At 34.9% G+C, this 24,122-nt stretch carries 18 protein-coding genes; 13 read left to right on the forward strand and 5 right to left on the reverse strand.

Annotation, left to right across the window (positions count from 1 at the left end):
- Nucleotides 1–849, reverse strand: an 849-nt coding sequence (locus tag HNS38_RS08575) for a hypothetical protein (protein WP_172346299.1), incomplete at its 3' end; no start/stop codon positions are given.
- 97 nt (nt 850–946) lie between these two features.
- Nucleotides 947–1,582, reverse strand: a complete 636-nt coding sequence (locus HNS38_RS08580) for a peroxiredoxin (RefSeq protein ID WP_172282836.1) — start codon at nt 1,580–1,582, stop codon at nt 947–949.
- Between the two features lie 237 nt (nt 1,583–1,819).
- Here HNS38_RS08580 and HNS38_RS08585 point away from each other — a divergent pair, with 237 nt between their 5' ends.
- Nucleotides 1,820–2,662 (forward strand): formylglycine-generating enzyme family protein, encoded by an 843-nt coding sequence (locus tag HNS38_RS08585; RefSeq protein ID WP_172346300.1) that lies wholly within the window; start codon nt 1,820–1,822, stop codon nt 2,660–2,662.
- A gap of 50 nt (nt 2,663–2,712) precedes the next feature.
- Here HNS38_RS08585 and HNS38_RS08590 read toward each other — a convergent pair whose 3' ends face one another.
- Nucleotides 2,713–3,171 carry a toxin-antitoxin system YwqK family antitoxin gene (locus tag HNS38_RS08590; protein WP_172346301.1) on the reverse strand — a complete coding sequence of 153 codons (459 nt, stop codon included), beginning with the start codon at nt 3,169–3,171 and terminating at the stop codon, nt 2,713–2,715.
- Between the two features lie 12 nt (nt 3,172–3,183).
- Complete coding sequence (locus tag HNS38_RS08595; RefSeq protein ID WP_172282842.1) at nt 3,184–3,528, reverse strand: carboxypeptidase-like regulatory domain-containing protein; 345 nt, start codon at nt 3,526–3,528, stop codon at nt 3,184–3,186.
- A 616-nt stretch (nt 3,529–4,144) separates the two neighbouring features.
- Between HNS38_RS08595 and HNS38_RS08600 the strand changes: the two genes are divergently transcribed.
- Together HNS38_RS08600 and HNS38_RS08605 are read left to right on the forward strand one after the other, a co-directional pair.
- A complete protein-coding gene (locus HNS38_RS08600; RefSeq protein WP_172346302.1) occupies nt 4,145–5,542 on the forward strand; it encodes a TolC family protein in 1,398 nt (465 codons plus the stop codon).
- Nucleotides 5,543–5,572: 30 nt separating this feature from the next.
- A complete protein-coding gene (locus HNS38_RS08605) occupies nt 5,573–6,931 on the forward strand; it encodes an efflux RND transporter periplasmic adaptor subunit (protein ID WP_216659382.1) in 1,359 nt (452 codons plus the stop codon).
- Between the two features lie 575 nt (nt 6,932–7,506).
- On the opposite strand, the gene HNS38_RS08610 is transcribed toward HNS38_RS08605, so the two are convergent.
- Nucleotides 7,507–9,969, reverse strand: a complete 2,463-nt coding sequence (locus HNS38_RS08610) for an outer membrane beta-barrel family protein (protein WP_172282846.1) — start codon at nt 9,967–9,969, stop codon at nt 7,507–7,509.
- A gap of 266 nt (nt 9,970–10,235) precedes the next feature.
- Between HNS38_RS08610 and pckA the strand changes: the two genes are divergently transcribed.
- From pckA to HNS38_RS08655, 10 genes are all read left to right on the forward strand, one after another.
- Nucleotides 10,236–11,870: a phosphoenolpyruvate carboxykinase (ATP) gene (gene pckA, locus HNS38_RS08615; RefSeq protein ID WP_172282848.1), complete on the forward strand. Its 1,635-nt coding sequence runs from the start codon at nt 10,236–10,238 to the stop codon at nt 11,868–11,870.
- Between the two features lie 236 nt (nt 11,871–12,106).
- Entirely contained in the window at nt 12,107–13,303 is a 1,197-nt protein-coding gene (locus HNS38_RS08620) for a TIGR03862 family flavoprotein (protein WP_172282850.1), read from the forward strand.
- Between the two features lie 475 nt (nt 13,304–13,778).
- The gene (locus tag HNS38_RS20705; RefSeq protein ID WP_256367553.1) at nt 13,779–13,913 is read left to right on the forward strand and encodes a hypothetical protein; all 135 of its coding nucleotides are present in this window, start codon (nt 13,779–13,781) and stop codon (nt 13,911–13,913) included.
- A 90-nt stretch (nt 13,914–14,003) separates the two neighbouring features.
- Nucleotides 14,004–15,158 carry a hypothetical protein gene (locus HNS38_RS08625; RefSeq protein WP_172282852.1) on the forward strand — a complete coding sequence of 385 codons (1,155 nt, stop codon included), beginning with the start codon at nt 14,004–14,006 and terminating at the stop codon, nt 15,156–15,158.
- Nucleotides 15,159–15,281: 123 nt separating this feature from the next.
- On the forward strand, nt 15,282–15,770 hold the full coding sequence (locus HNS38_RS08630) for an RNA polymerase sigma factor (protein WP_172282854.1): 489 nt from the start codon (nt 15,282–15,284) through the stop codon (nt 15,768–15,770).
- Nucleotides 15,771–15,785: 15 nt separating this feature from the next.
- Entirely contained in the window at nt 15,786–16,622 is an 837-nt protein-coding gene (locus HNS38_RS08635; RefSeq protein WP_172282856.1) for a FecR family protein, read from the forward strand.
- 50 nt (nt 16,623–16,672) lie between these two features.
- Nucleotides 16,673–19,144 carry a TonB-dependent receptor gene (locus HNS38_RS08640; RefSeq protein ID WP_172282858.1) on the forward strand — a complete coding sequence of 824 codons (2,472 nt, stop codon included), beginning with the start codon at nt 16,673–16,675 and terminating at the stop codon, nt 19,142–19,144.
- 152 nt (nt 19,145–19,296) lie between these two features.
- Nucleotides 19,297–20,334 carry a serine hydrolase gene (locus HNS38_RS08645; protein WP_172282860.1) on the forward strand — a complete coding sequence of 346 codons (1,038 nt, stop codon included), beginning with the start codon at nt 19,297–19,299 and terminating at the stop codon, nt 20,332–20,334.
- 18 nt (nt 20,335–20,352) lie between these two features.
- Nucleotides 20,353–20,595 (forward strand): hypothetical protein, encoded by a 243-nt coding sequence (locus tag HNS38_RS08650; RefSeq protein ID WP_172346303.1) that lies wholly within the window; start codon nt 20,353–20,355, stop codon nt 20,593–20,595.
- A 230-nt stretch (nt 20,596–20,825) separates the two neighbouring features.
- Complete coding sequence (locus HNS38_RS08655) at nt 20,826–23,978, forward strand: VIT domain-containing protein (RefSeq protein WP_172346304.1); 3,153 nt, start codon at nt 20,826–20,828, stop codon at nt 23,976–23,978.
- The last annotated feature ends 144 nt before the right edge of the window (nt 23,979–24,122 follow it).

Here is a 24,122-nt window from a genome sequence, read left to right on the forward strand (position 1 = left end):
ACCTGGAGTACTCATGATTTTCATGAAAGTCCCCATGGTGAGTTCTGGCCAATATAATGCAAAACGATATTTACCATGAAGCATAGTTACGGTGTTCCCTTGTAGAATAATATCATAGGGCATGGCTGCGATATGTCTTTCACCAATGATAGGAAGAAAGCTGGGCTCACCTAATTCAACATTCAATAATCCGATGCCAAACACCGCTGTCTGTCTTCTCTCGTCAATTAATTGATAAACCAACTTGATATCATCTCCACTTTCAGAAATTTTATCCTGAATATATTTCAAACCCTCCTCAAAACTGGCATATTCCTCTAACTCAACAGGATCATCAAAATAGGGCATCATCACCTTATAATGGTATTTTTCTAGATCATCAGCTGTTAATCCACCACCAAACGGCTGAGCTTCTCCAAAGCCTTTTATAAGTTTTTTAGCATCTTGATCAATCTTTTTTAAAGCTGGTGCTTGTATCTTATAATCATCCCCAAAATAAGCGTAGAACATATAATTAGGATGAAGCAAACTCAATTCCACACTATCGTTGACTTTGCGTAAAGCAACCTTCAATACCGATGCAAGAGCACCCCTATCTTCAAAGTCTTCACATACTTTCTTTAAATCCTCACGGGTAAAGCATAGCACCAAAAGGTCGTCTCTATCGGCCACTTGATATTGTCCAATAACGTGGAAGCCTTCGTTGCTGATTAGGTCTTGTATTTGCTCACTCAGACTACTGATGTCTCCTGGGATTTGAACACCTAAATAGGGAGCTAATTCTTCTTGTGCCCACGATGATAATCCTAAACTTATCATTAGAGCAATCATTAATAACTGTTTCTTCATCTCATTGGTTTTATTTGTTACCATCAAATATAGGAAAAATACAGGCACAAAAAAAGCCACCATAAGAGGTAGCTTTTTTCAATTTTTTGGAGTTAACTTATTTCTTAGCTAAATAATCAGCAACACCTTCGTGAGAAGCACTCATGGCTTCTTCTCCTGGCTTCCAGTTTGCAGGACAAACTTCACCATGCTTTTCGAAATACTGAAGTGCATCTACCATACGGATGGCTTCGTCGATGCTACGACCTAATGGAAGATCGTTAACCACTTGGTGACGAACAACACCTTCTTTATCAATCAGGAATAATCCTCTGTATGCAACGGCAGCGCCTTCGAATACTTCAACATCATTCTCTTCGTCATAATCATACTCACCAGCTAAAACACCGTAGTTTGTAGTAATAGTTTTAGAAAGGTCGGCTACCAATGGATATTTAACACCTTTGATACCACCATCTTTTAATTCTGTATTTAACCATGCCCAATGTGTATGCTCAGAATCAACTGAACAACCTACTACAGCCACATTTCTTTTGTCAAACTCTTCCATTTTTTCTTGGAAGGCAAGAATTTCTGTTGGGCAAACGAAAGTAAAATCTAAAGGGTAGAAAAAGAATACTACATCTTTCTTACCAATATACTGCTTCAATGAGAAGTTTTCTACAAATTCGTTACCATTTACTACAGCCATAGCTGAAAATTCAGGAGCTTTTTTACCTACTAATACTGACATATTTTTATTTTAAAGGGTTAATCTTTATTTGAGTGCAAAGATAATCATTTTCTCTTATTTAGAATTGATTTAAGTTAAATTAAGAATTAGAATACTTAATTGGTATAGATTTTCGCTCCAAATTCTTTTCAGGAGAGCACAAATATCATTTGGTCTTTATCAAATAGATATTTGTCCTTCTTATTTCTTGATTTATCATATATATTTATCATAAAAAATGCATGTAAAATACTTCTTATGAATTATAGAATAATAAAAAGGCAACAGATTTTAGCTTTTTTACTTATTTCCTGTCTAATTATTTCCTGTACAAAGAAGGAGGATACAGTAATAGAAACAATAGATTATAAATCTATAGAATTTGTACAAGTTTCTGGAGGAAGTTTTCAAATGGGAGATGCACAAGGGGAAGCAAACACAAAACCAGTGCATCAAGTCAGCCTAAATAGTTTTCAAATATCGAAACAAGAGATCACTAATTATCAATATTGTCAGTTTCTAAACGATATAGGATGTGGTGAGAATGGTGTTTTTGAAGGTGTCACCTATCTGGAAATTGAAAATTCTTTTGTACAGATTAATTATAGCAATGGAAGTTTCAGCCCAGAGTCAGGGAAGCATAACCATCCTGTAATTATTGTAACATGGGTTGGAGCAAAAGCTTTTGCAAATTGGCTAGGAGGACGTCTAGCAAGCGAAGCGGAATGGGAGTTTGCAGCCAGAGGAGGAATTAATAGTCAGAACTATATATACAGCGGAAGTAACGATCCTAATGAAGTAGCTTGGTATTTTATAGATTACGGAAATGGCTCACAAGAAGTAGGCACCAAAAAACCAAATGAATTAGGTCTTTTTGATATGAGTGGAAATGTGATGGAGTGGTGTAATGATTGGTATGAATATAATTATTATGGTCTAAGTCCTGAAAATAATCCTCAGGGACCATTAACCGGTGTCAGTCGTGTTGTTAGAGGTGGCTCTTGGTATAATCCAGTTGTTTGTAGTGGCATTTCTTTTCGTTACCCAGGAGCAGATCCAAATGCAGCAAGCTCTTATATTGGTTTTCGTGTTGTCAAATAAAAAAAGCGCCAATAAATATTAGCGCTTAGTCAATCATTATAAAATCTCTTCTAGAATTCTTTTTCCATGGTTAATTGCCCAGTTTCATCCCACTGTAGCCATTTACCTACTTTTTTACCTTTATCATAATGCATTTCAAAAAGTTTTACTCCTTTTGATGACCAAATAAACCAAGCGCCATCTTTTTTGTTTTTGGTATAGGATGCTTCAGCGGTTTTATTTCCTTCTTCATCCCAATTCATCCAAATACCTTCTTTGGCTCCTTTTTTCCAGACTCGCTCTGCTTTCTTTTGCCCATTTTCATGAAAAAAGAATTCAGTGCCATCTTTTAATCCTTTAGCGTAATTGGTTTCAATTTCTTTTATTTCTGTGTCCACAAAAAAAGTTACATCTACTCCAGTGAAAAGCTTTCCATCTTTATAGGCCTTCCCTTCTTGTAGCTGCAACTCTTGAGCACTTAGGGCTGTTATAATCAGGCTAAGTGCTAAAAGTAATATGCTTTTCTTCATTTATAGTATTTTCTACTCAGATTTGAGTGTCAGCTCTAAAGTTTTGTTACTAGATTTAGTTTCTATGTTTTCCACTTTTACTTCTTTATAAGAAATATAAGATAGCTTTAAGTCATAATCGCCAGCTTCAATACCTTCAAACCTGAATTTTCCGTCTAAGTCGGTTAATGTCTTGTAATCTGTACCTTCAATACTAACCATAACTCCTGCAAGAGTTTCGTCGGTGTCTACATCAGCTATTACACCATTAATACTCATGGTTGCCACTGGAGGAACTGTTACTTTTTCTACTACTGATGCTTGAACAAAAATAGTTAAAACTAAACTTAGAACGATTAAAAATATACCTTTTTTCATGATTTGTCTTATTTAAATTGATGAAGCAAAGATATAGGCACAATCGCATGGAATCAAACTTTTGGCTTTAAGGCTAATTTACCATATTGTTAAGACAATGTTAGGAGAGATAATCGCGTATTTACATTAAATTAATATAGGTTTCAGATATCCATTGCAAATATATATAATCTTAGAAAACATAATAATATCAGTATTTTAAGCACAGGGTAAACGCATACTTTGTTAAAAAGCTATATTTAGAAGAAAATAGTTTAATCTATAGGTATAATGCTAGCGCGGAAATGTTTTACGTGCGAAAATATTAACATTAAGGAATGTATTTAAGTCACACGGATTGCAAATCCGCGTTAGCTTTATTAAAAATAATTAGAAAATTAAAAGTACGCGTTTGCCCTGATTTTAAGCATGACAAACCTCCTGATTTCGGCTTTTTATTGTTCATATTTGAACAACAGGTGTAACCTCATGAAACACTATTCGTCATAATGATGACATAAAAGCCGCTAATAGTGGTAAAATAAGGCTTTGGCATGTTTTTAGATGCTAAAAAACATTAAATATAGAATTAATGACTATTAGTTTATTACTTTTATTGTGAATTTAAACTCTAATGATGATGATAAAGAGACTATTTCCCCAAATAATTGCGATTACATTTTCTTTTTTGGTTTTAGGTTTAGGTACAGTTTTAGCCCAAAAAACATGGACACTAGAAGAATGTATCTTATACGCCCTTGAAAATAACATTCAAATTAAACAAAGCAGACTACAAACTCAAACTGCAGAAATTAATCTTTTGCAAAGTAAGTTGGATTTTGCTCCTTCAGTAAATGCCAATGCTTCTTTAGGAAATAATTGGGGAAGAAACCAAGGTCAATCAGGACTTTATATCGATAGGTCTACCTTATCAAATTCTTTTGGATTAAACGGTAGTTTGGAATTATTTGGTGGAATGAAAAAGTGGAATACGCTTCAAAAAAGCGAATTGGACTTAAAAGCCAGTAATTATGTGTCTGAGGAGATGGAAAATGATATTTCCTTGGGTTTAACAGGAGCTTATTTGAATATCATTTACAGTCATGAATTGTTGAATGTTGCGGAACAACAAGTTGAAGTAACACGTCAACAAATCGAAAGAACCAATAATTTGGTTGAGGCAGGGACACTACCTCGCGGAGATTTATTAGAAATTCAAGCTCAAGGTGCTCAAGAGGAAACCAATTTGATTACTGCTCAAAATAACCTTTCTTTAGCCTATTTAGATTTAAAACAGTTCCTTGATTTACCATCTGAAACAGATTTAGAAATAGATTTCCCGAAAATAGAATTGTCTCAAGAATTACAAATTATTCCTTCCGACCAAATTTATGCCAATGCTGTGGATATTATGCCAGAAATTAAAGGGGGGGAAGTGAACCTTCAAAGTGCCGAAAGGTCTGTGAAAATTGCTCAAGGCTCTCTATATCCTAGTCTCTCCTTGAATGGAGGAATTAGCACTAATTATTATAGTTCTGCCCAGAAACTTGCTTACGATGATGCTGGAAATCCCGTTTTGGATAGTAATTTAGATCCCGTTTGGGAAGATATCCCTTATTCAGATCAGTTAGATTTAAATACTGGAGAATATCTGACACTAAATCTAAATATTCCTATTTTTAATGGATACGCTGTTAAATCTAATGTGAAACGTGCTAAAGTTCAAACAGTAGACCAAAGCTTCAGATTACAATTAAGAAAGAATGAACTTCGCAAAAATATAGAGCAAAAATACCACGATGCTATTGCTGCTTACAAGACTTATAATGCCAGTAAATTCTCTGTGGAATCTCTATCAGAAGCATTTAATTATACCGAAGAAAAATTCAATGTGGGGATGGTAAATTCTGTGGATTATAGCTTAGCTAAGATTAAATTGACTCAAGCTCAATCTCAGTATTTACAAGCCAAATACGATTATATTTTCAAAACCAAGATATTAGATTTTTACATGGGAATTCCATTGACCTTGTAATTCACATTTAACATTTGTAAAACCGAAATTATGAAAAAGAATAAATGGATGATTATCCTTGCCGCTGTTGTTGTTATTGCCATTATTGTATTGGTAGTATTGAAGAAACAAGGTGTTTTGGGTAAAGAAAACAATACCAAAGTAAGTGTGGAACAAGTGGAGATGAAAACCATCATCGAAACAGTTACTGCCAATGGTAAAATCCAACCAGAAAAAGATATTAAAGTGAGTCCATTTATTGGTGGCGAAGTTATTGAGCTAACTGTTGTAGAAGGAGATCAAGTAGAGAAAGGACAGCTGCTGGCCAAAATTGATCCAGAGCAATATCGTACTGCTTTTGACCGCTCCGAGGCTTCTTTAAATTCCCAAAAGGCTTCTGTAGCCAATGCAAAAGCAGGTTTAGCTCAGGCCAAATCAGAATTTTTACAAAACCGTTTAGATTTTGAAAGAAATCAAAAACTATGGGAAAAGCAAGTCATTAGTGATTCGGATTTTGAAAAAGTTGAAGCCACTTACGAAGTAAGTAAAAGCCGAGTGGATGCCGCTGAAGAAACATTAAAGTCTGCACAGTTTCAAGTAAAAAGTAGCGAGGCCAGCTTACGAGAAGCCAGAGAAAATCTCACCCGTACTGCCGTTTTTGCTCCTCAAGATGGAACGGTTTCTTTATTAAGTGTTGAAAAAGGAGAACGAGTACAAGGTGCTTCTCAGTTTTCGGCTGGTACTGAGCTTATGCGAATTGCCAACCTTAATAATATGGAAGTACACGTAGAAGTGAACGAGAACGATATTGTAAGGGTTTCTATTGGTGATACTACATTAATAGAGGTTGATGCCTACTTGAAAGACAAATTTAAAGGAGTGGTTACTGAGATTGCAACCTCGGCCAATACTCTTGGTACTAGTGCTGATCAGGTAACTAACTTCGATGTAAAAATCAGAATGTTAAGTGAGTCATATATGCATTTATCAGAAGGGAAACCTGCAGGTTTCAGTCCATTCCGTCCAGGCATGTCTGCATCAGTAGATATTCAAACAGAGGTTCGTCAAATGATTCCTGCTGTTGAAATAGCGGCTGTTACCACTCGTGACGATACCACAGGAAGAAAGAAATCATCCTACGAATTGCGAGAAGAGGAAAAAGAGAAAAAAGATGCAAAAGAAGACGAGAAAGAAATTAAAGAATATGTGTTTATGCATGTTGATGGAGAAGCTGTCATGCGTGAAGTAAAAACAGGTATTCAGGATAATAAGTATATCGAGATCGTCTCTGGTTTAGAAGAAGGTGATGAAGTGATTACTGGCCCTTATTCAGCGGTTTCTAAGGATTTAAAGAACCACGACAAGGTAGAGAAGACCGATAAGGATAAACTCTTCGATAAAAAGAAATAGTTGATTCTTAAACGACAATATGAAGAGCTGCATGATGTAGCTCTTTTTTTTATGTTTGTATTTACAGTAGGAATGTGTATTTCCTTTTTCAGGCGATTTACTTTGTATAGAATTTTTATAACATATACTCTACGAGCAATTTAAAACACTTTTGTATGTCTTTATACAGAACTTATTGGGTAATGCTTTTGTGCAATACTAACCTATTTCGATAATTAGCCCCTCTATTTCCCAAAATTTCATTGTTTATCCCGATAGCTCTTCATAAATTTGGGTCATTTATGAGCTAATTATCTGAAACTGTGGTATAATTTGATATTGAACTGAGATTACTCGGTTTGCACCCCAAATATTACCGTGTAGCGGTTAAGATTTTATATAAAACCTTAGCTATACTGTTTTTCTTCCCCGTAGGGGATTTGTTTTAATTCAGTCCTAGAATTTAGTGTATATCTAGCAAAGTATATTATCAAGCCTTTTATCTCTTTGAATCACCTTGAATTATCTATTTTCTGAAACAAAAAAAACCACGAATAAAACCCGTGGTTTTCAAGCATATTATATTCTCATCTTCTCTATTCTTCTTCCATTTCTCCGCCATCTGCATCTGAGCGAGATTTTCTATCGGCACGATAATTATTAAATTTATAGCTGATAGAAAGCGTTACAACTGGTGCATCTCTCGTAAATTCACTATAATTATAAAAATCGGGGCCACTGGTGGTCATTTCTCGTTTTGCTGTGGCAAAAATATCTCTTACTTGTAGCACAGCTGATAGTTTTCTGTCTAAGAAATCTTGGCGTACCGCAGCATTTACCATATAAAAACCTTCTCTTTTACCTTGTGCAGTTACAGTAGGGCCATTATACATACTGTTAATTTGAACCTTAGTGCTTTTTCTAATATTGAAGGTATTATTAAATCGCGAACTCCAGTTGTTACTACTATTGGAGAAATCTTCATCATAAAGAACACCCTCAACACGGTATTTATAAAAATCACCCATTAAGTCCATTTCCCACCATTTAAAAACCTGAAAGCTAAACATCATTTCCAATCCAAGACTATAATCTTTACCCACATTCTCAATACTGCTGAGCATTACATTATCTTGATATACGCTTTGAACTCGTTCTACTTTATTATGTGTAACTCTATAATATCCTTCCAGAGATATCATGTTAGTTTTACCTATTTTCTTTAAATAGCCCATTTCAAAACTGTCAATATACTCAGGTTGCAAATCAGGATTCCCTTGTCGTACATTAAAAGCGTCAACCCAAGTGATAAATGGTTCTAAATACCATCCTCTAGATCTTTCTATTCTTCTGGTATAGCTGGCCATCATTTGATGTTCTTTTGGAAACTGATAAGATAGGTGTAGGGTTGGAAAAAAGTCCCAGCGATCGATTCCAAATTGCTCGTCTGTAGCTTTTGAAATAATATCTCTAAAAGTATATTCTCCTCTAATTCCTGCTTGGTAACCAAAATTTCCCATTTCGTTGCCATAGGTAGTATAGATGGCATGTATATTTCTTTTATAGGTAGTTTGGTTTGTATATTCTGGTTTCAATTCGTATATACCAGTTTCTGTATTCAATTCTTTAAGTTCAGTATTGTCTTCGCTATTAGAAAAACGGGTTTGGAAACCAGCTTCTATTTTACCTTTTTCACCTACAGGAAGTGTATAATCTAATTTTCCTCTTAATCGGCTCGATGGTCCTGTTTCAGTGTTGATTTTTCCATCTACTACCAAATCATTTTCATTAGTAAGCTCATTAGTGGAATTATCTTTGAAATCTCTATTGTCTGCGCTAAATTCTGCTTTTATTTCATGATCTTTTTTCTCAAACTTATGTTGGTAATTTGCTGTTGCCGAATAAAACTGGCCTCCTCTTTCCGACATGTCTTTATTTTCATAGATATTATGAAGTTCTTCAGGTATTCTCCATTCATCGTAGGAAGATGTGGTGTTTCCATTCATCTGTCGGTCGCCAAAGCGGAAATTCACCCCAATTATATCATTGGAACCAATACTATAATCCGCTCCTGCTTTCAGACCCCACATGGTTCTTTCGCGATTATTGTCACCATTCATGATCGTTCTATAAATAGTATCATTCTTATAGGTGTCTCTCAAGCTATAACTCGTTCCGGGGTGGCTTCTCACATTATAATCCGCACCAAAAAATACATTTAAATTCCGCTTCTTATAATTCAATAAAAAGTCGCCACCGTATTTATTATCCAAACCCAAGTTTACATTCGCAATACCACTAAATCCTTGCAGTTTGTTTTTCTTAGTGATAATATTGATAATACCAGCAGTGCCATCTGGATCGTATTTTGCCGATGGATTAGTGATGATTTCAATATTATCAATAGTTGAAGCAGGAATTTGTTGGAGGGCATCATTGGCATCCAAAACAGAGGGGCGTCCATCTATTAGAACTGTAAAACCTGTGCTTCCTCTCAGTGAAACATTACCTTCAATATCTACCTTAATGGAAGGAACATTCTCTAAAACATCCACTGCCGAACCAGAAATGGAAGTGATTTGTTTACTCACATTAATCACCTTTTTATCTATCTTATAATCGATACGGGGAGCACTACCATCAATAACAACCTCCTCTAGATTGTTCATACTTGGAGTAATTTTAATCTTATGTAAATTGACAATGGGTTCTTCCATTTTAATCATCACTTCTTCTATGGTTTTTTCTTCGTAACCCAAAAATGAAATCTTCAGGTCATATTTGCCCGGTTTTAGCTTTTCAAGATAGAATTTACCATTTCTTTGGCTAATGGTACCTCCCGTTAATTCTTTAGTTCGTTTATGATAAAGAGCAATGGTAGCATACTCTATTTGCTCGTTGGTGTTGGCATCTAAAATTTGCCCACTGATTTGGCCAATGGCAGGAAGATCTTTATTTCCACCTGGTCCTTTTCCTCCTCTTTGTCCTTGCTGTGCTAATAAGCTGATATTTAGCAATAAAATAAAGCTAAGTACTGATGATCGTAAAATTGATTTCATATATTAATAATAGTATGTGTTCCTTGATTTATTAGATGACTTTGATGTGCAAAACAAAGAAAAGTTTAATTACCTTGATTAAATAAAATACTATTTATTCGTTAATCAGCAAACTACCTAGAAATCAGCAGGTTTAATTTTAATCATTTTAAATAAAGAGAATAGTAGCAAATAAATCTTCATATTATAAAGGCTAAAACGAAATACTTTTTACTTTTGTTCTCCCATTGCAAACGTTTGCATAAAATCATTAAACTTAAAATACTATGGCTAAAAACATTGAAAAAGTAAGAAAGGACCTTGCTTCTTATGGAATTAATGAAGTAGAGGAGATTTATTACAATCTTTCATATGACGAGCTTTATAAGCATGAAACAAACCCTAAGTTAGAAGGTTACGAGAAGGGCTATGTAACTAATTTAGGTGCAGTTACTGTTGATACAGGAATTTTTACAGGACGTTCTCCAAAGGACAAATACATTGTTGAAGAGGAGGAGAATGTAAATAATATTTGGTGGAAGAACGAACACCGACCCGCTTCTGATAATAAACCTATTAGCGAAGAGGTTTGGGAAGAGTTAAAAGCCAATTCTATTGAGCAGTTGACAGGAAAAAAATTGTACATTCAGGATGGATATGCTGGTGCCAACGAAAATACTCGCTTAAAGATTCGTTTTATTGTTGAAGTGGCGTGGCAGGCCCACTTCGTGAAAAACATGTTTATCCGTCCAAGTGAAGAAGAACTCGAGAACTTTGAGCCTGACTTCGTGGTTTTTAACTCTTCTAAAACTAGTAACCCTAAGTGGGAAGAGCAAGGTTTACATAGTGAAGTATATGCCGCTTTCAACTTAAAGGCTCGCATGGCTTGTATTGGTGGAAGCTGGTATGGTGGCGAAATGAAGAAAGGTATTTTCTCGGTAATGAACTATTACCTTCCTCTAAAAGGAATTGCTGCAATGCATTGTAGTGCAAACGTTGGAGAAGATGGAAACACTGCTATTTTCTTTGGTCTTTCAGGAACAGGAAAAACAACTTTGTCAGCCGATCCAAACAGAGCATTAATTGGTGATGATGAGCATGGTTGGGACGAAAATGGAGTATTTAATTTTGAAGGAGGATGCTATGCAAAAACCATCGACCTTGACGAATCAAAAGAACCAGATATCTATAGAGCCATCAAGAAAGATGCTTTATTAGAGAATGTAGCATTTGATGCAAACAATGTTATCGATTTCGCTGATTTCTCTAAAACCAAAAACACTCGTGTTTCTTATCCTATTTATCATATTGACAATATCGTGAAACCCGTTTCAAAAGCTGGACACGCCAATAAAGTCATTTTCTTAACTGCTGATGCTTTTGGAGTATTGCCTCCAGTAAGTAAGCTTACAGCAGATCAAACAAAATATCATTTCATTAGTGGATATACTGCAAAAGTGGCAGGAACAGAGCGTGGTATTAAAGAACCCGTCCCTTCTTTCTCTGCTTGTTTTGGAGCTGCTTTCTTATTATTGGATCCAACAAAATATGCGCATGAGCTTATCCGTAAAATGGAAGCCCATGGAGCAGAAGCCTATTTGGTGAATACAGGGTGGATTGGTGGAGCTTTCGGTACTGGTAAACGTATCGATTTACCAACTACACGTGCCATCATCAATGGTATTTTAGATGGTTCTTTTGAGAATGCAGAATATGAAACATTACCTGTTTTCGGATTAAACATTCCAAAAGCATTAGACGGTGTTGACAGTAAGATTTTCAACCCACGTAACCTTTGGGAAGATCCTAAAGCTTGGGATGCTTCAGCCGAAGATCTAGCCAAGAAGTTTATTGCCAATTTCGCTAAATTTACAGATAGTGACGATGCTAAAGCTTTAGTGGCTGCCGGACCACAAATATAATTACACACATTTTCATAATAAAAACCTGGCTTTTGCGGCCGGGTTTTTTTGTGCTCTGTTTTTTGAATCTATATATGTTTTGAGTTTTCTAGATAATTACCTACTTGTTGATTTTTAAGCGTTAATTTTTATTTGTTTAATTTTACCAGCTGTCATCAATTGATGGTGAACAAATCTCAAACTGCAAAATTGCATTTCCAAAATCATAAGCCAGACCTAAAGAAATAGATATTTACATGAAGAAATTAAGCATCATAGGAGGAGGTCCTGCGGCATTAATGCTTGCAGCAGAAATAGACACCGAGAAGTATCAGGTGACGCTATATGACCAGAAGAAATCAGTGGGTCGGAAATTTTTAGTGGCTGGTGATGGTGGCTTAAACCTCACTTTCAATTCCCCTTTAGAAGAATTCATATCTAAATATGTTCCTCGTGAGTTTATGGATCCTATCATTCGGAAGTTTACTAATCAGGATTGGATAAACTGGCTTCATGTTCATGAGATTCCTACATTTGTAGGGTCCAGTAATAGGGTATTTCCTGAAAAGGGTCTAAAGCCGGTGAAAGTGCTCAATAAGATTAAAGAATATATATCCGCAAATGGTGTAGGATTTCAATTAGATACCAAATGGACGGGTTGGAATGAGGAGGGGCATTTATGCTTTGAAGGATTAGAGGATGTTAAATCTGATATTGTGGTAATTGCTATGGGTGGAGCCAGTAAGAAGGTGACCGGTTCTGATGGTTTATGGGTTGAAGCATTTAAAGAGCGTGGGGTGCGCGTAGAACCTTTTAGAGCTGCTAATTGTGCTTTTGGCGTAGATTGGAATAACAGCTTTATAAATACCTATGAAGGGACTCCTCTAAAGAATATTGCATTGACATTCAATAAGCATGTTTCAAAAGGCGAATTGGTGATTTCTAAGTTTGGTTTGGAAGGCAATGCCATTTATGCCTTGAGTCAGAAGATTCAAGAGAAACTGCTTAAAGAAGAAACTACGCTCATCCACCTGGACCTCAAGCCAATGCTGTTAATTCAGCAAATACAGGATAAATTGAAGAGTTCTAAACGAGCTAAAATAAGTCATATTTTAAAAGAGAATTTAAGTCTAGATCGTTGCTCCATTGCGCTCTTGAAACAATTCTCAGATAAGGAAAGCTTTTTGGATATGGATCTACTTGCAAAAACCATCAAATCCCTCCCCATTACTCTCCATTCTGCTGAAGAATTGGATAAAGCTATTTCATCTTTAGGAGGTGTTTCTTTAGATGAAATAAATGGGAATTTTCAGTATAAGAAAATACCAAATACTTATGCTATTGGAGAAATGTTAGACTGGTGGGGCCCCACTGGTGGTTATTTATTGCAGGGCTCTTTTAGTATGGGATTTGTGTTAGCGAAGCATTTGAATGCATTGGAGGAAAATGAATAGAAAAATGCTTATCGGTATTGTGTTGATTACAGTTGCTTTTTTAGTCATCATCTTGATGAGTGTATAATGAAATGCTTAAAGTCTTTATATCATTAAATGGTGAGAATGACTAAATGGAGCTAAAGCAGCTTACAAATTGTCATCCGAAGAACCATCCCAAACTTTCATGATTAGAGTAGAGCTTTCATTACTTTTGCAAATAAATAGTAGAGTTGTTCTAATAAAAATAGTTTGAGATGTTCAATTATATATTTAACCAATCTAGTAGATAAGCAAATAGTTAATTAATGGTATTTTGATTTTTTGCAGAAAACTTAAATATAATAGCCATTCATTTAAAATTCCCTTACAAGGCAAAGGCATACTTTTATTTTGTCCGCAGATTATCACAAATGGGTACGGATTTCAATGAGCTCGCTCCGCTTTGGTTAGTGGAATCAGGGTTTAGATTTTCTCTTTTTTAAAATAGATGTCAATGATAAATTGTGAAAGTAATGGTGAGTTTGCCCTGAATTCCTTTATCTTTGAATACTCAGATTCAAAAAACAATACCATAGTAACAAGAAGCCTAGGGAATTCGCACAAAATGGCTTTTAAAGGCGGTGATTAATTATTTTTTTTCACTGAAGTAGGGTTTTCTAAAAACTCAATCGGTTTATTAAGTGAAAAGAAAATTATTTTTAAACAAAAACTATAAAACATGAAAAAGGTATTTGGATTATTAGTGGCTTTGTCTTTGGTGATGACATTCACATTTACTTCTTGCAATAAAGAGGAGGACGCTACAGCAAAAGATAGCTCTTTAAGCGAAAGTGAATTATCATTGAAAAGCTTAGAGCCGGATGTTCAAGTGATAGGAACTGGTGATAAAGGCGATTATGAAAGAGTGATTATCGAAGAAATAATAAGAGGCGAGACTTGTAAAAAACAACCTGTTTCAGGAATTGTAGAATATTACTATCAAGGTGAAATGGTGTTTTCAGTGGATTTCGGCAACGGGGAATGCGATGGAGTAGCCACTGTAACTTGGCTTGATGAAGAAGGACTTACACAGTCAAAAGTAGTAGATGTTTGGAAACTCTTCAAAAATCATAACGATGGGAATTACCGTCCAAAATGTTTCAGCTTTGTATTTCCTTTAACTTATACCATGCCCGATGGTTCTGAGCTTATCATAGAAAGTAAAGACGATTGGTATTTATTAAGAGAATGGTGTACAGCCAACCCTTCTTATGATGAAAAGCCTACTTTAAACTTCCCTGTAGATATTGTTTATGAAGATGAAACTAGCATTACTATTAATACTGCTGAAGAGCTTAGAGAAGCTAGAATCGATTGTAAAGAGGCTCACAGTAGAAAATGCTTTGAACTCATACTTCCTGTGAACTACTTAATGCCAGACAATAGCACAATTACTATAGAAACGGAAGAGGATTGGTCACTTATTAAGGAATGGCATATCAATAATCCTGAATTTGAAGAAAGAGCTAATTTGGTTTTTCCTGTAGATATAGTTTATGAGGATGGAACTACCTTAACACTCAATACAGAAGAAGAAATGCGTCAAGCTAAAAAAGATTGCAAACAAGGATATGGTGCCAAATGTTTCACTTTCAACCTCCCAATTAGTTTCACCATGCCCGATGCTTCTATTATTATCATTGAAACCGAAGAAGACTGGGCCCAACTTAAAGCGTGGTATACTGAAAACCCAGGTGTAGAAGAAAAACCAGTATTGGTTTTTCCGGTAGAAATCACCATGGAAGACGAAACAGTTCTTACTATTAATAATCAGGAAGAAATGGTGGAAATACGCCGCGCCTGTCATCCACATGGTAATGGTCATGGTAACTAATTTAAGCTAAACCCATAAAGATGTTATCTTGAAAAGAATATTGAAAACCGGATGGATATAATAGCATCTGGTTTTCAATATCTCCTTCCTTGTTTAACATTACATCAAAAAAATCATTCTCTATTGAATAAAGAAGAATTCAGAAATATATATAGTATATATGGAAGAAGCATTAGAGCATATCTTTACTACCGATCAGGTGAGGAAGAAATGGCTAATGATTTAACACAGGACACTTTCGTAAAGCTATGGGAAGGAGATTTTCAATACCAGCCTGATAAAATCAAGGCACTTCTCTATAAAATAGCAGGCGGTTTATTTCTGGATTATATGAGGAAAACGAAATTAGAAGCTGACTATATTGCCCATTTTAAATTCAAATTAAAAGACTCTTCTTCTCCTGATGAAAATGCTGAAAATTATCGAAAGAAATGCGAATTAGCGCTTCAATCTCTCACAGAAAAAGAACGTACCGTGTTTTTAATGAACAAAATGGAAGGATTGATTTATAAAGATATAGCGGATTGTTTAGAAATTAGTGTGAAGGCAGTAGAGAAGAGAATGACTAAGGCATTAAAGAAGCTGCAGGAGCCAAAGACTAACAGCAAATAGTTAAAAGAAAACAAAATGATTGAATATGATAAAAATATAGACTCTTTTAAAAATCTGGAAAACGATTTTGCTACCAGTGATGATGCCTTGTGGGCAAAAATTGATGAGAAAACCATCCTGAAAAAAGAAAGTAAAACCATTAAATTGGGATGGAAATCCTATGGCATTGCAGCATCTATAGCTATTTTAGTGGGGATGACCATGTTTTTGAAACTCTATTCCATTGATATTATAGCCAGCAAAGGCCAACACATTTCTCATGAACTTCCAGATGGTTCCATGGTGCAATTAAATGCTGCTTCTTCAATCCATTATAAACCCTATTGGTGGAATATGGAAAGAGAAGTAGAACTCTCTGGAGAAGCCTTTTTTGAAGTCGAAAAAGGAGAAAGCTTTACCGTGATTTCGGAGGAGGGTAAAACCACTGTATTGGGTACCAGCTTTAATATATTTGCCCGCGATTCTGAATATCAGGTCTATTGTAAAAGTGGAAAAGTAGAAGTGGCGAGTAATAAATATGATATCCATTATAGAATCATAGCTGGCGAACTAGCTCTTATTGATAATTTGGCCAAGTCTGGTATGAAAAAACAAATGAATGCCCGGGATTATACCTCCTGGATTGATCATAAATTTAGTTTCACCAATGAGCCTCTAACGAAAGTTTTTCAAGAATTAGAACGACAGTATAATATCCATATAGATTATAGCGAGGACTTATCTGCACTGAAATATGGAGCCTATTTTGAGCGACCACAGCATCCTGATTTGGCATTAGACTTGATTTGTATTCAATTCCAGCTTAACTTTGAAGAAACAGCAAATGGATATTATAAAGTATTCAGAAACTAAATGCCCTGTAATGCTATGCAGGTTTTAAATTTAAAATATAATAGAGCAATTTGATAAAACGACTTTTCTCCATACTCTTACTAATTCTATTGTCTACCTTAGGCTATACTCAAAGTATCAGCATTCAGGTAGAAAACCAGGATTTATCTGCCGTTTTTTATCAAATGAGAAGCCAATACCAAGTGGAATTTAGTTTTAATGCTGAAGATATAGAGGGATGTGTGCTGAGTAAAAATGCAATTTATAAAAATCCGGAGGAGGCCATCATTGATTTACTTAGTGGCTTCGATTTAGATTATAAAAAGCAAGGTTCCATTTTTATTATCATTCCCCAAAAGAAGAAAAAGAAAGACAAGCCTAACTACCATTTTTACTACGGTTTTATTGCAGATGCCACGGCTGGTGAAAGCCTTCCTTCGGCATTGATTAAATATAAGAATGGCTTTCTGAGCACCAACTCAAGTGGCTATTTTACTTTTCGTTCTACCGATAGTGTCGAGAAGGTTCAGATTCAATATTTAGGATATTATACCAAAGATACCCTCCTCACTCCTTCTCAATCTTATCAAATTAAATTAAAATCAGCCGATTTCTATTTAGATGAAGTAGAGGTAAAGTCGGAAAGTTCCATTTTCGATATGATTACAGGGCAGCGTGCTGCTTCCATAAAACTCAATCAAAAAACCAGTAGGTATTTACCGGGTAATATGGATAATGGCATTTATAATATGCTACGCTTACAACCCGGGATTATGGCCTCAGGAGAACAAACCAACGATTATACCATTTGGGGTTCTTGGCCTGGGCAAAACATTATGGAATACGATCACATCAGGTTGTTTAGCATGAGTAGTTTCGACGAGAATCAAAGTATTGTTCATCCGCTCATGATACAAGAGATCAATGTGACAAAAGGAGCTTTTAATACAGACTATGGAAACGGTGTGGGTGGTTTGGTGGATATTACAGGGAAAAGTGGAGACTATAGCGATTTTCATGGAAATGCCAATATCAGTAATCAAGCTGTAAGCGGATACCTGAACATCCCCATTGCTGGTCGATTTTCTTTCCAAACCGCCTACCGACAAACTTTCTATAATATATTGGAGGATAACAGCTCTAATCAAAGTATTAAAGATGGGAAAGAATATGTGATTCCGGAGACCTCTTTTAGAGATTTTAATGTAAAATTCACAGGGCATATCAACGATAAAGATCATTTTAAAATGAATGTGATCACTAGTGAAGATAATGAATATTATTCTTACTCTCAAGTTAGAGGAAACTCTGGCGTTTTTAGTGCAAAAAGCGATAAAGACAAAACTCAAAGTGGATTTTCTACTGAGTATAATAAATTCTATAAAAACAAAAATAGCTCCACCTCTGTCATCTCCTATAGCCATCTAAAGTATAATATCGATATCAATAGAAGGTTTGTAAATACTAATATTAATGGCAATGGCCAAGAAAGTTTCGAAATCAATTCTATTACTAGCAATCAAATATCTGAGATTAAAATCAATCATTCCCATCAGTTTGTATTGGGAGAAAAGAATTTCATTAGTGCCACCGCAGAATTTGTCAGAAATACCAATTCCTATGAAAATGAAATCAACTTAAGTACCATTAAAGAACTTGAAAACGAGAGCAATCGATTCAGTTTGGTATTAAAAGATCATATTGCCATATCAAAACATTTTTATCTTGAAGCCGGATTAAGAACGGATTATGTTCCTGAAGTAAATGAAGTTTACGTGCAGCCTAGGTTTAATATGACTTATTCTGTTATAGAAGGCCTAAAAGTAAATGCAGCCTACGGAAAATATGTGCAATTCCTATATAAAAGCACCATTTATAATGAAAAGGAAGTTCTGTTTAATTTTTGGGAAATCCTTAAGCTCGACAAGCAAGAGGCCACCTCAGCACATCATTATGTATTGGGCTTGAGCTACGATTATGACATCTTCAATTTCAGTGTGGAAGCCTTTTATAAAAGTATTGATCATATTTTTAACTATAGCATCATTCTTCGCGATAAAGAAATCAGTAGAAGCTCTGGGGAGGCCAAAATAAAAGGAATCGACTTCTATTTAAAAGCAAAAATAGGCCAACATGAAATTTGGGGAGCTTATACTTTAAGCCAGACCATGGAGCGTTTCGAGAATAGCAAGTTAGATGAGTTTGAGCTGGCACCACACCATCAAAGACATGAGCTAAAAGGCGCCGCCATCCTCAATTTTTCACCTTTCTATATCTCCACCAACTATGTATATGGCTCGGGATTGGAGTTTTCAAGAAGTACCAGCTCTTCAGAACTTATCCCCTATAATCGATGGGATGCCTCCTTGATGTACAAACTAAATATCAATACCATTTATTGCCAATTCGGAATATCTGCTCTGAATATTTTAGATTATAATAATATCAAATACAGCAATCTCATTCGTCTCTCCGAAGAAGAACTAGTATACTCTCAAAGCACTCCTTTTACTTTACTTTTGAATGTTTATATCGGATTTTAATCTGAAACCTTCTTCTGTTTTGCCAAGAATTCTGTTAAGGTTTCCCCTTTTAAATTATTTGCCATATTTTTGATTAAAATATAATTTTTTGATTAAAATTATAAGCAAGCTATACTTTTACATGAACTCAAAAAACATCTTCCTAAAATAGCATGACAAAGAAAAAAAAGACTCTAATTATCAGAATAGTATTACTAGGTAGCACCATAATATCCTTGTTTTATGTACCATGGATTTTGGTATGGGCTTGGATTTTACCCTTACCCAATTCGGTTCAAGAACAAGCCGACGAAGCTATAGAACATGGATTTGATGGAATGATAGTTTATGTGGACGAAGGAGGTAAAGCTCCAGCATTCTATACGGCCGGCTGGCACGATCGAGATCAGAAAATTCCTGCCAAGCCAAAAGCTTTATTCAAAATTGCCAGTATCAGTAAATTATATGTGGCGGTTGCTATTAGTAAATTAGCCCATGATAAGCGTTTGTCATTAGATAAACCAGTCTCTGATTACTTTCCCGAGCTTAAAGGAAGAATTGAAAATATAGATGAAATCACCTTGCGATTAATGGTGCAACATAGGAGCGGTATTCCTAATTTTACAGATAATCCAGACTTTTGGCAAGACCGATCGGACCTCAAAAAAGATGCGCTCGAATATGCGCTTGACTTACCAGCCAACTTTGAACCAGATAAAGCTTATGGCTATTCAAATACCAATTATTTATTACTTTCAAGAATCATAGAGAAAGTGGTAGGCTATAGTCGTCAACAATATTTTAGGGAAGAAATATTAGAACCTCTTGGCCTAAGCCATACCTACGGCTCTCTTGATGAAGTGGATTTAGATGATGTGATGAGTGGCTATTATGCAGGCTATGATGAAGATTTCAAGACTGAGGAGGTCGGAATGATAGCCACAGCAGAGGATGTAGGAATTTTCTTGCGTGCATTAAACGATGGTTCAGTATTTGAAGAGGGTGAACAAGAAATATATTCCTCTATTTACGTATACGAGCACGGAGGCCTAGTTCCTGGATATCAAAGCCTGGCAGAATATCATAAAGATATTGATACCGTCATTATTCAGTTTATTAATACCACAGACTTTAATGGATATGATTGGAATTTATCGGAAATCATATATAGTCGTATTGTAAAAATAGTGAGACGTAGCAAAAGTAAATAAGCCCACCGTTTTAATAAAATGAGACCATCTTTCGCAAACTTTATATTAGAAATTATTGGAGCATTTATTGTTTGGTCTTTCAAAGGATTTAAAGGAAAGCTATCCGATGAAGTTTCTAGTCCTTTTGAAGCGAATAGTAAATCAATTCGTAATGCTTTTATTAGCATTTTGCTTATCATAAGCATTATTTTTATTATCAGCAATCTAGAAGACTCCAAAACCAAAGAGCCTGCAGAATTTAAATATGAAATCCTTAAGTAAAATGCTATGTCTTTAAAAACAAGACCCAATTAGAAACTTGCTTTATTTATTTGTTCTTCTTTGTTTAAATATAACACCTTAAGTCTATTTAATTTCCTATCTAATCCTTTTGAGAATATATAATTTTGAGCTATTTTTACCAAGCATATGATCAAGCACATACTTTGGCATCATTTTTATTATTAAAATGATGTTCAGATATTCAATTTCATCAGGTAAATAGAAAAAACATGAAGGCATTAAAACTATTTCTACTCGTTTTACTAAGTTCAACTTGTTTTGCCCAAATTCCAAGTTTAGGTGTTTATAAAGGAGATAAGAATGTACAACTAGAAATCTCTAAGCTAGATATTCAGATTGAAGTGGTGGGTAATATTGCTACCACAACTTATGATATGGTTTTTTATAACCCATACCCCACCATTCTTGAAGGAGAATTAGCCATGCCTCTGAAAAATGGGCAAGAAATATATCGTTATGCTTTAGAAATCAATGGAAAACTACGCGAAGGTGTCATTGTTGAAAAAGTAAAAGCTCGACAAGCTTTTGAAGCTATAGTCCGCAAAAATATTGACCCTGGAATCATTAATAAAACCAAAGGAAATAATTTTAAAACCAAGATTTATCCCATTCCTGCTAAAGGAACCAAAAGACTAGTTCTTGCGCTTAGTGAAACTTTAAATGGTGATAAAGAAAACCTAAACTATTCACTACCTTTTGGAGAGCTGAATCAAATTGACGATTTTTCATTGAAAGTAAAAGTGCTTAAAAGCAATTCTGATGAGATAGACATCAAGAGTGATTTTCAGAATATTAATTTCGATAGTAAAGAAAATTCCTATGTGCTAAATCTAAAGGAAAAGAATTTCAAACCTACAGAAGATATTAGATTTACTATTCCTCGATATTCAACAGATTCTTTTCAGCTTTTCACCTGCGATTTTGAGGGAGAAACCTATTTCTACCTCAATTTCCCACCCAATCCATTAGAAAAAGTGACGGTGAAAGAACCTGAAAGTATTGCCATTTATTGGGATAACTCCTTTTCAGCTTCAAAGCGAAATACAGAAAAGGAATTAAAATTTTTGGGAGAATACATGAATAGCTTGAATTCTGAGGTAAAAGTATCAATTTATCATTTTAATCTTTATGAATCAGAAGGAAAATCTTTTTTAGCTTCAAATGCCACAGATATTATTAGTCATATTCATTCTTTAAAAAATGATGGAGCGACATGTTTACAGAACCTCAATTTTTCAGATGATAAAGACCTCATATTATTATTTTCTGATGGGGTCAATACTATTGGAAAAGCAATAATACAAGCTACGAAACCCATTTATGCTATTAGCTCTACTGCTGGCAGCGATTATGGTTTATTGAAATCCTCTTGTGCCAAAACAAATGGAGAATTTATTGACCTCACGACTACTTCAATCCCCAGGGCATTAGAGTTGATTCAACAAGATGAAGAAAAGTTTCTTTCTAGCGAATACAATTCCAATCATATTAAAGAGGTTTATCCCAAACTAGCAGAATCTATAAATTCTAAATTTGAGATTACAGGTATTTTAACCCATAAAGAAGCTACCCTAAAGGTGAATTTTGGTAATAAAACAGGAGTGAATCAATCAAAGACTTTTTTAATTAGAAAAAATGGAGAATCACAAATGGTCTCTCGCATTTGGGCCGGCAAAAAGTTGGCCTATCTAGATGCAAATTATGAAAAGAACAAGGAAAGAATTATTGAACTCAGCCAGAAGTATAACATCATCACTCGAAATACGTCAATGCTGGTCCTTGATAGAGTAGAAGATTATGTAAGGTATGATATTATTCCACCTGCAGAATTGAAAAAAGACTATGATAAGCTTATTGCCATTAAAAATAAAAACAAGCCTAAACAAGCCTCAAAAAAAGACATAGAGAAGAAAAATATTCAACGAATCAATACTCTTTTTAGCAATTATGACCAATCCTATAAAATAAAGACCGGAAATAATTATTACGATAGCATTATTGAATTTGGTGAAAATAGAAGAATTCAAGGACGTCTTATTGATTTCGATACTGGCGAACCTGTTCCCTTTGCAAATGTGGCTATAATAGACAATGAAACACAAATTGCAGGCACTTCTTCAGATTTTAATGGGAATTTCAGCATAGAGTCCCTTCCTGTATTAGATTCTCTAACTTTAACTGTGTCATCAGTTGGCTATGAACCCAGCACTATAACAATTTCTGATGGCTATCCTATTCAAATCAGGTTATGGCCTTCTTCTCTTATATTAGAAGAAGCAGAAGTTATAGCATATGAGCTACCACTAATTTCCCGAGATGTTACTAGCTCAGGAGCGACTGTACGAACTGCTATTTCAGAAGATATAGAAGGCGGCAGTGTTAGAGGTTCTCGTTCAGGCGAAACAGTAGAACATATTGATGGTGTGAAAGTAACAGGAAGTGAAACAAAGTCATCTATAAAAGTTTTGGCTTGGATGCCAGATGCTCCCTATATGAAAGAGCTAAGAAAAGCCAATGATGATGATATATTAATGCTTTATGAGCAGCTTAAAGAAGAAAACAAAAACAGACCTTCCTTTTATATTCAGGTAGCAGACTTGTTCTTTGCTAAAGAAAAGCATCAAGAGGCACTTAGAATTCTTTCCAATATCATAGAATTAGATTTGGAAAATCCTGAACTATTAAAAGTAGTTGCAAGACGTTTATTGGACGAAGAGGAATACGAAATGGCCATTGACATTTATAAAGAAATCCGAGATTTACGTCCTGAAGAGCCTCAGTCTTTTAGAGATTTGGCAATAGCCTTTGAGCGCAATAAAGAATATCAAAACGCATTGGAGATGTATTTATTTGTTTTAGATAATAAGTGGGAGCGTTTTGATGACATAAAAGAAGTTGTATTTAATGAAATGAATGCACTTATATCTTTGCATGAAGAAGAATTGAAATTATCAAAAGTGAATAAAGACTATATAAAAGATATGCCTTTTGATATTCGCATCACTATAGACTGGAGCAGTAATGATAATGATATAGATTTGTGGGTAGTAGATCCTAATGGTGAAAAATGTTTCTATAGTCATCCATTAACTGCACTAGGAGGAAGAATTTCTAGAGATTTTACTCGAGGATATGGACCAGAAGAGTTTAGCTTAAAAGAAGCAAAACGCGGTTTTTATACCGTGTATGTAAATTACTTTAGTGAATCAAGACAAACCATCACAGGTCCCGTTACTGTTTATGCTGAACTAACGACTCATTATGGTACTAAAAATCAAAAAACAGAACGAGTAGCGGTTCAATTAGAAAACAAATCCACTAAAGGGAATATGCAAATTGCAATGTTGGAGTTTGTGGAATAAAGGCGGCTTTTTCTTAGTACAATAGTGGCTAACAGATGAATCCAAACCTTTTCATTTTGAAGATATATTTATTTGATTATTTTTACCAATGTTCAATCAAAGCCAATTTGGAATATTAAAGAACAGAAAGTTGCATTTTTGAAT

Source organism: Lentimicrobium sp. L6, assembly GCF_013166655.1.
Classification (GTDB): Bacteria; Bacteroidota; Bacteroidia; order Bacteroidales; family UBA12170; genus UBA12170.

Excerpts from the sequence above, each read along its gene's own strand:
- pckA (WP_172282848.1), top strand. The coding sequence starts at position 10,236 with ATGGCTAAAAACATTGAAAAAGTAAGAAAGGACCTTGCTTCTTATGGA.
- HNS38_RS08590 (WP_172346301.1), bottom strand. The coding sequence starts at position 3,171 with ATGAAGAAAAGCATATTACTTTTAGCACTTAGCCTGATTATAACAGCC.
- HNS38_RS08650 (WP_172346303.1), top strand. The coding sequence starts at position 20,353 with ATGAGACCATCTTTCGCAAACTTTATATTAGAAATTATTGGAGCATTT.
- HNS38_RS08625 (WP_172282852.1), top strand. The coding sequence starts at position 14,004 with ATGAAAAAGGTATTTGGATTATTAGTGGCTTTGTCTTTGGTGATGACA.
- HNS38_RS08620 (WP_172282850.1), top strand. The coding sequence starts at position 12,107 with ATGAAGAAATTAAGCATCATAGGAGGAGGTCCTGCGGCATTAATGCTT.
- HNS38_RS20705 (WP_256367553.1), top strand. The coding sequence starts at position 13,779 with ATGATAAATTGTGAAAGTAATGGTGAGTTTGCCCTGAATTCCTTTATC.
- HNS38_RS08585 (WP_172346300.1), top strand. The coding sequence starts at position 1,820 with ATGAATTATAGAATAATAAAAAGGCAACAGATTTTAGCTTTTTTACTT.
- HNS38_RS08595 (WP_172282842.1), bottom strand. The coding sequence starts at position 3,528 with ATGAAAAAAGGTATATTTTTAATCGTTCTAAGTTTAGTTTTAACTATT.
- HNS38_RS08645 (WP_172282860.1), top strand. The coding sequence starts at position 19,297 with ATGACAAAGAAAAAAAAGACTCTAATTATCAGAATAGTATTACTAGGT.
- HNS38_RS08580 (WP_172282836.1), bottom strand. The coding sequence starts at position 1,582 with ATGTCAGTATTAGTAGGTAAAAAAGCTCCTGAATTTTCAGCTATGGCT.
- HNS38_RS08605 (WP_216659382.1), top strand. The coding sequence starts at position 5,573 with ATGAAAAAGAATAAATGGATGATTATCCTTGCCGCTGTTGTTGTTATT.
- HNS38_RS08600 (WP_172346302.1), top strand. The coding sequence starts at position 4,145 with ATGATGATAAAGAGACTATTTCCCCAAATAATTGCGATTACATTTTCT.
- HNS38_RS08635 (WP_172282856.1), top strand. The coding sequence starts at position 15,786 with ATGATTGAATATGATAAAAATATAGACTCTTTTAAAAATCTGGAAAAC.
- HNS38_RS08610 (WP_172282846.1), bottom strand. The coding sequence starts at position 9,969 with ATGAAATCAATTTTACGATCATCAGTACTTAGCTTTATTTTATTGCTA.
- HNS38_RS08655 (WP_172346304.1), top strand. The coding sequence starts at position 20,826 with ATGAAGGCATTAAAACTATTTCTACTCGTTTTACTAAGTTCAACTTGT.